Source organism: Chroococcidiopsis sp. CCALA 051 (assembly GCF_003015105.1).
Classification (GTDB): Bacteria; Cyanobacteriota; Cyanobacteriia; order Cyanobacteriales; family Chroococcidiopsidaceae; genus Chroococcidiopsis; species Chroococcidiopsis thermalis.
The window spans coordinates 1-14,799 of sequence record NZ_PYCI01000152.1 but is presented as its reverse complement, the minus strand read 5'-3'; the positions used below and the strand labels follow the sequence as shown (position 1 = coordinate 14,799).

The 14,799-nt window shown below is 44.1% G+C and carries 13 protein-coding genes; 3 read left to right on the top strand and 10 right to left on the bottom strand.

Annotation, left to right across the window (positions count from 1 at the left end):
* Positions 1-126: 126 nt before the first annotated feature.
* The 3 genes from C7Y66_RS26125 to C7Y66_RS26115 all read right to left on the bottom strand — a co-directional run bounded on the left by C7Y66_RS26125 (position 127) and on the right by C7Y66_RS26115 (position 2,677).
* On the bottom strand, positions 127-1,029 hold the full coding sequence (locus tag C7Y66_RS26125; protein ID WP_106547832.1) for an ABC transporter permease: 903 nt from the start codon (positions 1,027-1,029) through the stop codon (positions 127-129).
* A gap of 275 nt (positions 1,030-1,304) precedes the next feature.
* On the bottom strand, positions 1,305-1,934 hold the full coding sequence (gene ruvA, locus C7Y66_RS26120) for a Holliday junction branch migration protein RuvA (RefSeq protein WP_106168051.1): 630 nt from the start codon (positions 1,932-1,934) through the stop codon (positions 1,305-1,307).
* Positions 1,931-2,677 (bottom strand): sucrose-phosphate phosphatase, encoded by a 747-nt coding sequence (locus tag C7Y66_RS26115; RefSeq protein ID WP_106547831.1) that lies wholly within the window; start codon positions 2,675-2,677, stop codon positions 1,931-1,933. The genes ruvA and C7Y66_RS26115 overlap by 4 nt, the downstream gene beginning before the upstream one ends.
* A 355-nt stretch (positions 2,678-3,032) precedes the next feature.
* On the opposite strand from C7Y66_RS26115, the gene C7Y66_RS26110 reads away from it, so the two are divergent.
* Positions 3,033-3,341, top strand: a complete 309-nt coding sequence (locus tag C7Y66_RS26110) for a DUF4351 domain-containing protein (protein ID WP_106547830.1) — start codon at positions 3,033-3,035, stop codon at positions 3,339-3,341.
* 43 nt (positions 3,342-3,384) lie between these two features.
* Here C7Y66_RS26110 and C7Y66_RS26105 read toward each other — a convergent pair whose 3' ends face one another.
* Complete coding sequence (locus C7Y66_RS26105; RefSeq protein WP_106547829.1) at positions 3,385-6,594, bottom strand: glycoside hydrolase family 15 protein; 3,210 nt, start codon at positions 6,592-6,594, stop codon at positions 3,385-3,387.
* A 382-nt stretch (positions 6,595-6,976) separates the two neighbouring features.
* Here C7Y66_RS26105 and C7Y66_RS33130 point away from each other — a divergent pair, with 382 nt between their 5' ends.
* Positions 6,977-7,105 carry a hypothetical protein gene (locus tag C7Y66_RS33130; RefSeq protein WP_015152774.1) on the top strand — a complete coding sequence of 43 codons (129 nt, stop codon included), beginning with the start codon at positions 6,977-6,979 and terminating at the stop codon, positions 7,103-7,105.
* Positions 7,106-7,215: 110 nt separating this feature from the next.
* On the opposite strand, the gene C7Y66_RS26100 is transcribed toward C7Y66_RS33130, so the two are convergent.
* Positions 7,216-7,407 carry a hypothetical protein gene (locus C7Y66_RS26100; RefSeq protein ID WP_106547828.1) on the bottom strand — a complete coding sequence of 64 codons (192 nt, stop codon included), beginning with the start codon at positions 7,405-7,407 and terminating at the stop codon, positions 7,216-7,218.
* Between the two features lie 426 nt (positions 7,408-7,833).
* On the opposite strand from C7Y66_RS26100, the gene C7Y66_RS26095 reads away from it, so the two are divergent.
* On the top strand, positions 7,834-9,759 hold the full coding sequence (locus tag C7Y66_RS26095) for a caspase family protein (protein ID WP_106547827.1): 1,926 nt from the start codon (positions 7,834-7,836) through the stop codon (positions 9,757-9,759).
* A 50-nt stretch (positions 9,760-9,809) separates the two neighbouring features.
* Here C7Y66_RS26095 and C7Y66_RS26090 read toward each other — a convergent pair whose 3' ends face one another.
* The 5 genes from C7Y66_RS26090 to C7Y66_RS26075 form a co-directional block, all read right to left on the bottom strand.
* Complete coding sequence (locus C7Y66_RS26090) at positions 9,810-10,445, bottom strand: hypothetical protein (protein WP_106168047.1); 636 nt, start codon at positions 10,443-10,445, stop codon at positions 9,810-9,812.
* 115 nt (positions 10,446-10,560) lie between these two features.
* On the bottom strand, positions 10,561-11,127 hold the full coding sequence (locus tag C7Y66_RS26085) for a RidA family protein (protein ID WP_106547833.1): 567 nt from the start codon (positions 11,125-11,127) through the stop codon (positions 10,561-10,563).
* A gap of 38 nt (positions 11,128-11,165) precedes the next feature.
* A complete protein-coding gene (locus C7Y66_RS33125) occupies positions 11,166-11,288 on the bottom strand; it encodes a hypothetical protein (protein ID WP_255410063.1) in 123 nt (40 codons plus the stop codon).
* 16 nt (positions 11,289-11,304) lie between these two features.
* On the bottom strand, positions 11,305-12,843 hold the full coding sequence (locus C7Y66_RS26080; RefSeq protein WP_106547826.1) for a flavin monoamine oxidase family protein: 1,539 nt from the start codon (positions 12,841-12,843) through the stop codon (positions 11,305-11,307).
* 257 nt (positions 12,844-13,100) lie between these two features.
* Positions 13,101-14,615: an NAD(P)/FAD-dependent oxidoreductase gene (locus tag C7Y66_RS26075; protein WP_106547825.1), complete on the bottom strand. Its 1,515-nt coding sequence runs from the start codon at positions 14,613-14,615 to the stop codon at positions 13,101-13,103.
* Positions 14,616-14,799: the final 184 nt, after the last annotated feature.

The following is a 14,799-nucleotide window of genomic DNA, read 5'->3' as shown; positions in this document are numbered from 1 at the left end:
TTGTGGGGGGGAGCTAGTGTGGTCCTGTGGGTGGCGCTATCGCGGACTTCGTCGCCCCCCACGAGCAACTGGCGTTGTGAGGTGTTTGATTTAATTCCGAATTCCGAATTCCGAATTCCGAATTCATTATGGTGGTGTTTGACTCCAACTGTCTCTGCGCAAACGGGGGTTGATAAATTCGTTTAAGCCTTCACCCAGTAGAGACAATCCTACAACCATTAATGTCATGCCTAAGCCAGGAAAAAGCGCCGTCCACCATACTCCTGTTGGCAGTGCTTCGAGGGCAAGACGCAGATCGTGACCCCATTCTGGTGTTTCTTCTGGCAGTCCTAACCCTAAAAATCCCAAGCCTCCCAGCGTTAAAATGGCATCGGCAGCATTGAGAGTGAATAATACTGGTACGCTCTGCACGACGTTGAAAAAGAGGTATCGAGTTAGAATTCTTCCGGTTGAGGCTCCCATAGCTTGGGCAGCTTCGACAAATAATTCGGTTTTGACGCTAACGGTGTGGTTGCGGACGACACGGTAATATTGGGGAATGTAGGCGATACTGATGGCGATCGCAGCATTTAATATTCCTCTACCGACGACAAAGGCTAGCGTTACCGAAAGCAAAAGTCCTGGTAGCGTGTAGATCGTGTCCATAAAAAATAACAATATGCGATCGAGTTTGCCACCGAGATAGCCACTGACTAAACCTAAAGGTACGCCAATAATTAAACCAAAGGCTGTGGCTAATACCACCACTTGCAACGCCGCTTGAGTGCCGTATAGCGTGCGCGAAAATACGTCATAACCTTGGCGCGTCGTGCCAAATAAATACTTGAGGGAAGGTGGATCGTGAATTGGGTTAATCAGGGATTCTGTAGGGTTTTGAATCCATCCCCAAGTTTGAAATACTGGAGCGAGTATTGCTATGCCTAAAAAAATCAGGGTAATCGCTAAGCCAATCGCTGTCAGTTGTAAGGATAGACTAGGACGACCAGAAAATCGAATCAATCTGGGAAGTTGACGTTTTGCCACACTCATGCATATTTGCCTTAACAGGAGCGATACGCAGACTATTGTTACCTAAAAATAAGTCAAAAGTTAAAAGTCAAAAGTCAAAATTTTGAAACTTGTGCTGTTACGCATTTATAGCAAACAGCGGATGAACTAGGACAATTCAATTTACTACAAGTTCGCGCTTGTACCATGAGTTCTTCATTTGCTCGAAAGCTCGCTACTTCCTGAATATTAGCCATAAAGAGATCGCCAACAGGGTTCCATTCTTTTGACTTTTGCCTTTTGACTTTTGACTTACTTTATTGGCTGCTCAACCAAGTCATCGCCTGTTTCATCCATTCTTCGGGGCTGGCGTTTTTCGGTACGAGGGCGTTTTGACTGACAGCTGTTAGTGCTTGAGAAATTTCGCTGGGGCTGTAGCCGACTGCGAGGAGTGCGGCTTGCACTTCTTCTAAAATATTTGGGGCTAAGGGTATGGCGGCTGTCGTTGTGGCGAGTCCAGCTGTTTGACTCCAACTGACTAATTTGCTTTTCAGTTCTAAACAAATGCGTTCGGCAGTTTTGCCACCCACACCAGGGGTTTGTAGAAGGAGTTGGGTATTGTTGCTGACGATCGCCTGTACCAGATCGGAGATATCAAAAGTATCTAATAAAGCGATCGCCAGTGCCGCACCAATACCGCTAACGCTAATTAACAAGCGAAATAAGTCTCGTTGTACGCTAGAACCAAAACCGTACAGTGATGGCTGTTCTTCCCGCACTTGGAGATGGGTAAAGATTTGTGTCTGTTCGCCAGCAGTTAGTTCCTGCGATAGTCGGGCGGGAATTTGCATTTCATAGCCGCAAGCGTTCACCTCTAGAATCAGGATGACGCGATTGCTGCTACTTTTGATAATGCTGGCAACTGTACCCTTGAGATAGCTAATCATCCCAAAAAACCGAAATGACCTAAGCCCTCTAGGATACCACCTGCACAGGGGGCTTGGGCTAAGTAGCGATCGCCACCTGGGTTTGCTTCGTGCCATTCTAGTAATTCAGAACTGGCATTACCGACGATAATTCCTTTGGTTTCCCTGGTGGCGAACATGGAAATATCATTACCAGAGTCGCCGCACACGACTGTTTTTTCTGAGGAAACTTTCCAAGTTGAACGTAAAAACTTGACTGCTAAGCCTTTATCACCGCGTAAGGGCAGAATATCTAAATCGGTTCCGGTACTGTAGATTAATTTGACTTCTAAGCCTTGCTGTTTCAAGGTAGATTCCAATTGAGGTAACAGTTCTCCTGCTACAGTTCGAGCTAGGTGAAAGCTGACTTTATAGGGACGCTGTTCAGAATCTGCTTGTAACGTCAGATCGGCAAAATGAGCTGCGATCGCTAAAATTTTATCGCGATCCCAGCCTAGATCGAGTTGTTCCGACCAAGCCGTATAAGGGTTATCGATCCCATCAAGATAGATTTCCGTCCCCACTGACGCAACCAACGCATCGGGGGAGATCAAATTTTTTTCCTGTTGCAATTCTTGATAGAGTATGGGCGATCGCCCTGTTGCATAAACAATCTTCGTGCCGTGTACGTGGCGATGGTAACTTAGTTTTTGGTTCAGTTCCGTTAGGGTGCGATCGTCACCTACGAGGGTGTTATCTAAGTCGGTTACGAAGAGAAATTTCACAACTACCTCTTATACCAGCTACTCCATCAAATAGTTTAGGACTAAGTGGCGATCGATGAGATCGAGCAAGTCAAAAGTTAAAAGTCAAAAGTCAAAATAGATATCTTGCTTGCATTCACTCTTCATCCGCGTACCCAATGGTTGCGGCTGCACCAACATCAGCATTCATCTGCGTTTCCATCTGCATTGAAATTCATCTCTAGTCAGCTCAGCCATATTTGCCCCCTTGAGTTAAATATTAGTATTAACTGCATATGTAATTTTTTCTTAGCCCCCTTTAAAAAGGGGTTGGGGGATCGAAAAAAAACAGTTACCTTATTACAAGATCCCCTAATATAGCAATCCTATTTGATTCATGAACGTGGAGCAGGCTTCGAGCCTGCCGCAGGCTAGAAGCCTACTTTACAAATTATTGAGAACTGCTATAGCAGGGCTAAGATTTGAGCAGAATTTAATTCAACAACTATTTCGAGAGGAAATTATGCGTGAGTCTGTCATTTACCAAGATATTATTCAAAAGTGCATACAACAAGGTAAGCGGGAAGGAGAATTAGCAGTTGTATTACGCTTGCTTACCCGTCGCCTTGGAACGATAGAACTTGAAGTCCAAGAACGCTTGCGGAGTTTAACTACTACTCAGTTAGAAGATTTAGCAGAAGCTTAGAGTTTTCAGCTTTTTGCCTTTTAACTTTTAACTTTTGACTTTCTCATGCTGCTTGAGATTGCCCAAATTCGGATAAGAATCGGAATGCCTTCACGACAGCACTAGCACATTCTCTGGGTGAGGAATTATAAAAAGCACGCCATGCAGATGCTTTAAATTCATCGTAACGGTCTGCTTTTTCAGGGAAACGTTCTAACCAGGCTAAACGCACGGCATGACCGATTAATACATCTAAAACGATGTATTCTTCTATTTGTAAATTAGGATTGCGATCGCAAATTGCTGCTAATTCCATGAGCGTCTCAATATTAACTTGTCGATATTCTGGCGCTTCAATTTTATTGAGTAAATGCTCGACTCGCAAGGCAAAATTTTTCTCCCCCGATGTCATTTCTGCTAGAATTAACTCGCTATCTAACCGATTGCGACGTTCTAATTTATCGCCAATAATCACGCCTTTAGAGTGTTTCATTAATTGCCAAACTCGTTGGAAAAAGTCTTGAGGAACGCGGTTCATCGACCCATCCCAGTGTCGCTGCTGTTGCCAGCCACTTAAAGGGACAAAGCCTTCATCTGTGGTTTCAGGCAGGACTACCCATTCAATATCACTTTCTGGCTGTTTGACGTGTAGCGATTCTCGTTGACGTAAAACTTGATTCATCCCCTCATAACCAATTAAAACTTGGCGCAGGCGCATTTTCACTTCAAATGGGGATAGTTGCATTAAGCGTTCGTAGGCTTCATCTTGAGTTAATCTCAATTCTTGCCCTAATTCGCTGGTAATTAATAGAATTAAATAACCGACACGTAATGTCAGCAATCCCTTAAATAAATGAGGTTCAGTACGAATTAATACCCCTAAATAGTTAAGCATTTCTTGCGTCAAAACGCGATCGCGAATATCTTCGCCACAAAACTGGTCGATTTTTTCCCCAATTTCCTGATTAGACATCGGTTGGGTAATCAAGGAAGCCTCACTGTAAGACTTACCTACAGCAATTTGTTTTTGTCTGACTAGAATTGATGTCACCTCGTCTGAAAGCGACACATCTATCATCCGTCGCAGTCCGGCGGCGCGGCGTACAATTGTCCACAAGCACAGATTTCCCGCCTTGGTATAGACTTCATCCAATAAATCGCCAACCGTCACTCGTCCAGTGCCAAAACCAGTATCAAAATCTAAGCCGCGTAAGCGATACAATGTCTGCAATAACTCTATTTGCTCGTAGAGATTTTCTGAAGCCCGTAATTGTCCTAATAATAGACTGAGATTGGTTTCGCACTCTAGTTGAAATTCTTGAGTAATTCCTAGAGGCAAGTTTTTTTCGGGATGAAACGTTAGGTAATAGTTGCGTTGTGCGGTTTTGTTAACTGCTAAGTGAGTAAAATCTAACTCATGCAAGAAATCGATCCGTTCTGTTTTTGCCGTTAGCATCAATTGTTGCAATCGTCCTAGCTTCACGTGAACGCCGTTGCAAATACCGCTTCTCAGTTCCTCCATCAACGGTAATAACGCTTCTTTCTCCGTTTCTAGCATGGTATGAGTTAACATCAGCGTTACTGTCGGTCGCCCTAAATCGCTCCAATGGTATTTAATATATGCAAGTTCGCTTTTGAGTCGTGCAACTAGAAAGTGGTAATCTAAGGTGAGATAAAATTGTTGGGGATCGAGAAAAGAAGGTAAAAACACCACGGTTTCATCGCGAATCCGAAAGATTCTCGAAGTCGTCAAACTCCGCAAGCGTCTAATTGGTCTTCCTGTTAAACCTAATTTGTCGTTACGTCCGATTTGGGTGTAGACAGTTGATAGTTCTCCGGCTTGGCGGACTTGAATTGGTTCTACTTGTGATGGTGTTTGGGTTTCAATGCCGTAAACCGCTAGTTTCGCTTGCAAATCTTCATCTTCTGCAAGTAAGGCAATTTGTACCATTGCTTCTTGGCGACGACCGATGTTTAAATGTTTTCCTAACGGATCGATATCGCCAATTGATACCAGTCCTTCACTCAACATTTGACCGAGAAAATACAGGCTTTGCGCCCAAACTAAGGGGACATTCTCATTTGGTAGGCGAGTTTGAGTTTGGGGATTTGCCCTTTCTGCGGCGATATTTTCTGACGGGACGTAGTACAATTCTGGCAATAGTTTCACGCCATCTCGTTCTACGACAATCTTTTCCAAGCGTTCCTGATATGCTTGAATTTGGGTGCGATCGCCTCTAAATATTCCATCTAGTAATAAATAGGTGAAAAATAAGGGCCACTCGCATTCGATATGCTCAAATTGCTTCAGTTCCCACGGTTCGTAATGCAGGCGGTTGGTGTCTTCCAACACCGTTTGATGTCCGTCACGTAAAAATCGCTTGCAACCGTATTTGCCTTGGAGTTTGGTAATAATATCATTGCGGGTGCGTTCTAGCAAGCGTCGATCCTCTACGGCAAACGCAGGATAACCGATAACGCTTAATACGGCTGCATCAACTTCTTTAGACGCAGATTCCCTCGGTAACAAATTCTCTAACGTAATGCGGGCGCGGGCAATTTCATCGGGTAAAACGTGAATTACCGATGCTTGGCTACCCCCAACTCCAAATAAATCTAGTCCGTTCATGGCTTCTAAGGCTGCTTTTGCCATTCCCACAGAACTAGCATTCAATTCGGCATTACCGTGATTGATTTTGTTTCCCCGTTCCCAAATTCCGAAGTCTGGGGTACGGTAGGTGCGTCCGATGTAATAAACCAAATTTTGCACGAAGTTTACTTCGTCGATGGTGTAGACGACGTGCAACCCCGAAGCCGTCATTTGTGCCAGCATCAATAAAAATAGAGAAGTGGCATCGAGTTGTAGATGTCCCCACTCACCATCGCCGACGACAATATCACCCGTTTGAGTATTGTACTTGGCGTGCAAGGCATCTAGGGCAGCTTGAGTGTGTTTGAAGCTTTCTACTTTGGTGGCTTGGCGCATCATCGCAAATAACAAGCCTCGCATCAGCTTCACAACGCTGTGTTCTAATTCGTAGGTACGTCCTTTATCGGGATCGACTTTACGATATGCTAGCGCCAGACCCCAGACCGCTAAAATACTGTAGACGTTATCTCTCACCCAGGCATCGGTATAATCTCCGTGGGCGGTGATGGCAGTACTAGCTGGTAATAAGCCAGAAATCGGATTTTGCCGAGATAAAATGATGGTTTTAATCTGATGGTAATAATAGTCCAGTCGTGCGGGTAACTGAGCGGCAGTTTTGTACATACGGAAGTTTGACTGTTTCGGGAATTAAGCGGTTGCGTGATGAAGCTATCTACAGAAAAGCAAAGAGCGATACATTTCATCCTTTAGGAGTAGATCGACCAAAGTAGAAGAACGATAAGCTGATTTAAGATTTTGTTCGTATTCTACTGGAAATCTAACCGTACCACTGAATCGCGTTAGCGAAGCTGAACGAAGTTATCGCCACTCCTGAACGAAAATTTATTGTAATCTTCATCAAATCCCTTTTCTGCGATCGCGTATCTTTGCCAAATCTTTAACGACTCTAAGCTACAACAATATCAGTATTTTTACTGAATGCGTAACTTGGTATTGTCTTTTTTTATACCGTTGGTTTTACCGAATCAATAGGCAGGTAATCGATATGGCACTTTTATACAATCAACAACAGTCTCCTTTGGTAAAAATTGTCTACAGCAAAGTTATTACTAACGGCAAAGTTGAACTAGTACCACTGCAACTATATGCAGACGGTTCCTTGCGTCGCTGTTAGTAGAAAATCATAGCCACCCTATATAAATTGTTAAATCGGTTTTCCCTGTAGAGACGTTACATGTGTAGAGACGTTACATGTAACGTCTCTACAAAAATTCGTGAAAAAATTTAAGAGCGACTTAAATCTTGACTCCAAAATAATTCTTTGCCGTGGGAATCAATAACCTGTCCAGTAAAGATAATAGCTTTGGTTTCAGAAATAGAAAAGCCTGCCTCAAAACCGATCTCGGTTTTCAATTGGATGCAATACACGTCTGGTAGGGGCGCACAGCTGTGCGCCCCTACAAATATCATCCACATAATCGAGAATTGCTATGAGATGTTGATTCAGACCGTGAAAGCTTCCATCCCAATCGGTGATTTGATAATAATTGATTTCAGTCTCGGCAAGATCGCGATCGCATCTTGTTGAGAGAGAAGACGAGCATCAGCTTTCTAATATTCAGCAATTAATTATACAAAGGTAAATCTTCCTTTAGAAGCAGGTATAAAAAGCTTGAATCTGCTAGCTCATTATTCAACTGAGTATTAAAAGATACCAAAAAGCTTTACTTTGAGGAAGACATGACAATCTATATTTTTGCGGTTGAATAATAATTGCTTTACTTTATCTTTAAAATTAGAGAGGTATCATCAAGCTTTCATAGGCTTGTATGAAAAAACACTTGGAATTCGTGTAGGGACTGGTGGCGACGCATCTACAAAACATCAGGGAGGAAGTCACCAATGGCTAGAGTGGCATTGCTGATCGGCGTAAGCGATTACGGACCTGGTTTTAACTGGTTACCTGGAGTTGGAAAGGACTTGGTAGCAATGCAACGGGTCTTACAGCATCCAGAAATGGGTGGTTTTACAGAGGTAGAAATCCTCAAAAATCCCGATCCACTGACAATGCAATTAGCGATCGCAACTTTATTTAACGCCCAGACACGCCAGCCGGATGACTTAGTATTATTATATTTCTCCGGTCATCACGTCAGCGATCGCTATGGCAGATTTTACTTTCCCACTCGCTTAACTTGTAAAAATCCCAACGGAGAACTGGTTGCACCGACTGCAATCCCATCTCATCTAATTAAAAATATCATGAATGACAGTCCGGCAGAACAACAGGTTGTCATTCTCGATTGTTGCGCCGACAATTCTACTGTGATAGATGGATGGACGCAAAATCCCATGATTGGCAATCTCCAACAGCAGTTAGGAGGAATAGGTAGGGTAATATTGACGGCTGGAAATACAGCAACAGAATGTTCTCATAAGGGATTTGAACTCTCAACATATACTCATTACTTAGTAGAAGGAATTGAAACTGGCGCAGCAGATTTAGATCGCGATCGCACAATTTCTGTAGCAGAAATGCATCAGTATATTAGGAGAAGACTAGGAGAAACCTCGACAAATTTAGCACCAAATATACACGCATTTGACGATCCGCAGCAGATTTATTTAGCTAAAGCAACCATTAGAAGAACAGCACTTTGGTGGTTGGAAAATGCAACGCTCAATACAGCGATCGTAGCTCATAGTAAAGGTACAGACGATCGAGGTACAGATTGGGAAGCAGACCGTCAGAGTACGGTAGCAGTTTTAACCAGCGAAATGCAGGAAAAAACGGTAGAAGACGATCTCGTTCAACGCCAACCAAAATCTTGGTTGGGGGCAGTTACACTGACAGTTTTGGCAATATTAGGGATAGCTTATGGTGCAACTCGCTGGCAAGATTTGCGCCAGCTATCCATGAGCGAAACTATTGCCGCAGACACGACATACAATCACCAAGTACCGACAGTACTCGAACATGTTCATACTGTTTGGTCGCTGGCTTTTAGTCCTGACAGTCAAATTTTAGCTAGCTGTGGTAACGATCGCGCAATTAAGTTGTGGAGTTTAAAAACTGGAGAATTAATTCGGACAATTCTTGATGCTCATGCAGGTGCAATTTGGTCGGTAGCGATCGATCCTGGCGGAGATAAATTAATTAGCGGTAGTAGCGATCGCACGATTAAAGTTTGGGATTTGCAAACCGGGGAACCGATCCGTACCTTGCGGGGACATACAGATACAGTTCGTGCTGTGGCTGTGAGTCCCGATGACAAACATATTGTCAGCGGTAGTAGCGATCGCACGATTAAAGTTTGGGATTTAAGTACGGGAGTTTTACTACGAACTTTGAGCGGACATACAAGTGCAGTTCGTGCCGTAGCAATTAGTCCTAATGGTTACACGATTGTAAGTGGTGGTGCAGACAATTTAGTCAGAGTTTGGAATTTAAACACGGGACAATTACTCAGCACGCTACAAGGGCATACTAGCCGAGTCATTGCGATCGCCATGAGTCCCGATGGAAATATAGTTGCCAGTGGTGGAAATGACAACACAATTAGGCTGTGGAATTTACAAACTGGAGATTTATTACATACTTTGAAAGGGCATTCAGACCACATTAATTCTCTGACTTTTCGAGCGGACGGACAAGTACTAATTAGCGGTGCAGAAGACCATTCCATCAAATTATGGAATCCGCGATCGGGCGAGCTGCTCAATACTTTAAGCAAACACGATGAAGATGTTTATGCAGTAGCTATAAGTCCCGATGGTAAAACTCTTGCTAGTGCAGATAAAGCAGGGGAAATTAAACTGGGACAGTGAACGTTTATCAGTACAACTAGCCAAAGCGCCACTAGCCACTGATAACTAATTTACCTATAACCGGGATCTTCTTCTTCTAGGCTGGCTCCACCTGGAGGCGAATTAACTGGAGGCAAACTATTAGCAGGTGGAGATGTATTGCTTGATGGTTTTACCGTAGGCGGGGTAGGAATGGGAACTGGAGGAGTGGAGATTGAAGGAGTAGAGGAGGTTGGGGGAGTAGAGCGACGAAAAGTCGGTGCGGTAGACGTAGGAGAAGAGGGCTGCTGTTCGACTTCTATGAGACCAAGCAATACACCAGAACTCGTAAAATATTGGCTCCAGTTTTGAATTTGAGGTTGCTTTTGCCAGTCAAAGCGAGAAACTTTGGCAAACAATAGAGGTGCTTCTTGTCCGTTACGTTCGCCAAAAATGCGGACGGACATTTCGCGCAACTTGGAGTTTTCTTGAAATCCTAGTCGGGTCAAGTTTGCGGCGATGATTTCCGCTTGTTGTATTAGCTCGGCAAAAGATTGGGGACGAGTGATGTTGACGGTAAAATCAACCTGTTTGGACTGAGTACTTTGTAGGGTCTGGGAATTGCGTGTAAAGTCTACAACCTCTACTGGATTGGCTGTTACGGGAGAGATTGCGATCGCCCAACTACCTAAAATAAATACCGTACCCAAAATTCTGCTATGACTCATAGCTACAGCCTGATGTCTACAAATTCGCTTTAACGCTACTTGAGTTACTCTACCGCTTAATTGCTCCCCAATTGTGTAGATGCACGCAAGATTTTTAATTCCGAATTCCGACTTCTTAATGTTTGGGAGGATAAACGGCAACGGCTTCGATTTCAATTAACCAACCAGGATCGACTAATCCAGCTACAGCTAGGGTAGAACGGGCAGTTTTGACTGGATTTTCTGGATTGTTGAAAAATTGAGCGTAAGCGTCAAACCAACCCTGGTAATCGACTTGATTATCCATTGCGGGATCTGCCACCAGATAAACGCGCAGATAGACCACATCAGATAATTTCAGGTTCACATCTGCCAACAAAGCTTGAATTCGTTCTAGAATACCGATCGCCTGAGTTTTTGTATCGCCATAGCGATCGCGCGTCCGCAGTGGAGCATCGGGATTAATCACTGGTGGGACTGTGCCACTCGTCCAATAGTAAGCTTGGTCTTCCGGTACGGCGACGGCTGAAGCAATTGAAGAGGTTGGCGAACCGTAAAACACTACCTCTTTCGGTGCAGCTGGTTTGGCTACAGCTTGAAGATGAATCCCAAATATTTGCAGACCAATTAAGCTAGCACAAACAATTGCTAATAACCAAACACTAATTTTTCCAAGTTGAAGTTGATTGATGAAGCGTTTCATAGTTAATTTTTGGGTAATTTTTGGGTAACAATCAAAAATCAAAAGCCAAGCATTTGTAGGGGCGGGTTTAGCCAAAAATTCATGCCGACAGCAAGAAATCTACCTTCAAAACCCGCCCGTACCGGAGATAGGAGAATGTCAATAAAATCCCGATTGCGCACCAATGACAAATAACGCTCATAGAGCCGCAATCTGTGTAGAGACGAGACGAGCAGATTCAAAAGCACCAGCCATCCAACCTGTGAGGTAGCTGAGATGTTCGCCGCACAAATAGATGTTGCCATCTGGTTGATTCAGTCGCGGATAGTAAGTCGTTCTGACATCAGTGGTGTACTCCGCCCATCCACCTTTGCTATAAGGCACTGTTGACCAGAACAGCGAAAAGCCATTCTCAAAGTGGTTGTTATATTGCGGGTGAATCTTACTCCCTTGTTCCAATGCTAAAGCTACGCGGTCTGCGGGGGCGAGGGTTCCGACTGTCTCTGCTGTTGAACCAAAGTTGTAGTAGCCCAAAACTACGCCTTTTTGAGACAGATAACCTGTGGAGGGATACCAGATCTGAGTGATGTCTTGGTCAGTTTGAGTGATACCACCGAAGATGTCTTCGTCATCTTCCCAAAAACGGCGGTTGAACTGTAACGCACTTTTACCCGTGACGGCATATTCCACGCTGGCGATCGCTTCTTTCATGTCGGGAGCGAAATCAGAGGGAATATCTTTCAGTACTGATAGAGGAATATTACAGATGCAGTAGTCGGCTGTCTCTTGCTTGACGTTACCCGATTTATCTTTGTACAAAATTTGCACGCCGTTGGGAGTCTTACGAATTTCTGTCACCACTGCGCCGTAGGTAATGAATCGTCCCACTTGCTTTTCAAAAGCTTTGGCGATCGCATCCATTCCTCCTACAGGCTCAAACATCGTCATTTGCTGGTTGAAGCCAAATTCAAAACTTTCGTTCCCAGCAAATCCCAACTCTAACAACGCACTCAGATCGTAAGGGTCATCAACGACTCCAGGCGCATCGCCCGCTCCTTGATACGTAGAGTAACCACGTCGGCTAGAACCTTTGTAAAACAAGTCTGGGTTTAAACCGCCATAAGTGCGGAGAAATTCAATCATTTTCTCCTTATCTTCCACAGTTAGAGGTGCATCAACTGCATCTTTACTAATTGCCTTCGCTAAGAGTTCGGAAATGTATCCCCGCATATCGGCGATCGCCTCGCGAAAATGAACCTTGCGACCGGATAGCGATCCTGCGTTTTCGCGGTAAATATATTGCTGGCGGCTGAGGTTGACTATGACTTCTAACGGAACACCCAGTTCTTTGCAATAGTCAATCGTGACGTGATGATAGGGAATCCGAGCGGGACCGGGGTTGAAATATTGTCCGCGATCGAATCCGATGGTCTGTGTCTGACCTAAAGTATCGGTGAATTTATCTCCTGTGCGAACTGTCCAGCAACGACCCCCTGAACGTTCTCTGGCTTCTAAAATTTTGCATTGGTAGCCGACTTTGCTCAATTCATAAGCGCAAGTCATGCCACCTAACCCAGCACCGAGAATGATAATACGCTTATTACCTCCTCGACGTTGAAGTTGAAACGGGGATTTTTGTGCTGTTGCTGGTTTTTCGATCAAATCCAAAGCTTGCATAACTGCATAAGTAGTACCAGCAGACGCAGCAATTCTCGTGATAAAGTCTCTTCTTCTCACGTCCAATCCTCAATTATTTGGCTGCACAAAAAATGGCAAAAAGATGTAGTTTATACATCATTTGCGCTGCAAAACTGTATAAGAGCGAGTAGGTACTGAATGCAGCGTAATTTTTGCGACATGAATCAAAATATGGCGAATAACAGCCAAAGAGTGTATTTACGATAACAGTTCGATTTGTAATAGTAATGAGTTTTGTAACTACTGCTTTGCGCAAGAATTAGTTTTGTAACTGCCTGCGATCGCGGTATTTTTAGTTACTGAATATTCAGCAATTCTGCTGTCTGCTGCGGTTGAACTAGAGTATTGGCACACAAAATTCCTGAAGCGGCAACAGCTGGCACGCCAATTCCAGGCGTGGTACTATCACCAACGCGATATAATCCCGAAATCGGAGTGTGAGTACTGGGAAACATACCCTTACCAGCCGCGATCGCCGCTCCATAAGTTCCCTGGTAACGTCGTAAATAATGCGCGTGAGTTAGCGGTGTACCAATCAGTTCTAAGACAATTCTTTGTCTAATATCTGGAATAACTCTTTCTAAAGCACGATATAAAGATTGCGATCGCTCTTTTTTGCGTTCTTGATAGCTATTATCTCGCTGCCAATGTTCGTGTGATTCTAAAGTATAGGCGTGAACCACATGATGTCCTGGGGGTGCAAGAGAATCATCCCACACTGAAGGAATGGAGATCATGCAGGTATTACCAGGAGTCGTGATGTCGCGTTCTGCATCGTGGACGACAACATGATGTCCGGTTAAATTGTCCAACCCCTCGGCTTTAATACCCAAATGCAGGTGCATGAAACTATCTACTGCTGGGGTAGCTAACGCTGTCTGTCGATAGGATGTGGGTAAATCTTCTGGCTGTAATAATTTACCGTAGGTATCCCAAATGGAAGCGTTGGATATAACAATTGGTGCATGAAGGATTTCTCCCTTTCGCAAGCGCACGCCTGTAACTCTACCAGACTCTACCAAAATTTGTTCGACATGACAGCCCAAGCGCAACTCGCCACCCCAACGTTTTAACCCGCGTACTAAAGCATCGACGATCGCCCCACTACCCCCAATTGGATACTCTACCCCAGCACGAGAGCGTTCGCCTAACATAAAAGCAACTTCTGGGGCGATCGTTCCATGTGCTTTTAAACCCGATAGTAGAAAACATTCTAAGTCAATCAGTCGCCTCACCCAGCGATCGCTAACTTCCCGATCCATGACTTGTCCTACCGAGCTTTGGACTAAACCCAAATGGGGTAACATTTTGACTAATGAGGGCAAGCAACGCCCCATGAGAACGGGTATCAGTTGCCAATCAGCCCGTAATAATATTGTGGGAATGCCCTGTAAAGTGTCGTACAAGGGTAGCAAGCGCTGAATAAATCGCTCTAATTCTTTCGATCCTTGAGGGGTAAATTGCCTTACTGCTTCTAGATAGCGTTTTTGTTGGCTGTAAACAGGTAAAGTTCCTTCAGGAAAATGGTAATGTCCCAAAGGATCGTAAGGTATGGCTGGGAGAGTTTCTTCTAAAACATTTAAGACTTGACGCAGGGGGTTGCGGCTGTGGGAGTCGTTTAAACCGCAGTAGAAGGAGGGACCGGAATCGAAATGAAATCCCTGGCGAGAAAAACTATGGGCTGCACCCCCAGCTATGGTATGACTTTCACAGACTGTGACTCTTTTGCCATAACGAGATAATAAAGCAGCGGTAGTCAAGCCACCTATACCGCTACCAATGACAATGACATCTACGTCGCGATCGCTCATTTGTTAATTTTTCTTGTTGAGACAACTTGATATTAGACGTTTTACAGGGGTATTTTTTTATGTCGCGCAAAGACGCAAAGACGCAAAGAAGGGCATCGAGAAATTTACTTTTGTAAACATTCTACTGAAATAGAGTTATTTATTATTGATAGATTTATAGTTTTAGTTGATTGTCTATTATCAC

What these genes read in the sequence shown, in the direction of transcription:
- C7Y66_RS26125 (WP_106547832.1), bottom strand. Translation starts at nt 1,029, where the DNA reads ATGAGTGTGGCAAAACGTCAACTTCCCAGATTGATTCGATTTTCTGGT.
- C7Y66_RS26075 (WP_106547825.1), bottom strand. Translation starts at nt 14,615, where the DNA reads ATGAGCGATCGCGACGTAGATGTCATTGTCATTGGTAGCGGTATAGGT.
- C7Y66_RS26085 (WP_106547833.1), bottom strand. Translation starts at nt 11,127, where the DNA reads ATGAAACGCTTCATCAATCAACTTCAACTTGGAAAAATTAGTGTTTGG.
- C7Y66_RS26100 (WP_106547828.1), bottom strand. Translation starts at nt 7,407, where the DNA reads ATGTGGATGATATTTGTAGGGGCGCACAGCTGTGCGCCCCTACCAGAC.
- C7Y66_RS26095 (WP_106547827.1), top strand. Translation starts at nt 7,834, where the DNA reads ATGGCTAGAGTGGCATTGCTGATCGGCGTAAGCGATTACGGACCTGGT.
- C7Y66_RS26105 (WP_106547829.1), bottom strand. Translation starts at nt 6,594, where the DNA reads ATGTACAAAACTGCCGCTCAGTTACCCGCACGACTGGACTATTATTAC.
- C7Y66_RS26090 (WP_106168047.1), bottom strand. Translation starts at nt 10,445, where the DNA reads ATGAGTCATAGCAGAATTTTGGGTACGGTATTTATTTTAGGTAGTTGG.
- ruvA (WP_106168051.1), bottom strand. Translation starts at nt 1,934, where the DNA reads ATGATTAGCTATCTCAAGGGTACAGTTGCCAGCATTATCAAAAGTAGC.
- C7Y66_RS26110 (WP_106547830.1), top strand. Translation starts at nt 3,033, where the DNA reads ATGAACGTGGAGCAGGCTTCGAGCCTGCCGCAGGCTAGAAGCCTACTT.
- C7Y66_RS33130 (WP_015152774.1), top strand. Translation starts at nt 6,977, where the DNA reads ATGGCACTTTTATACAATCAACAACAGTCTCCTTTGGTAAAAATTGTC.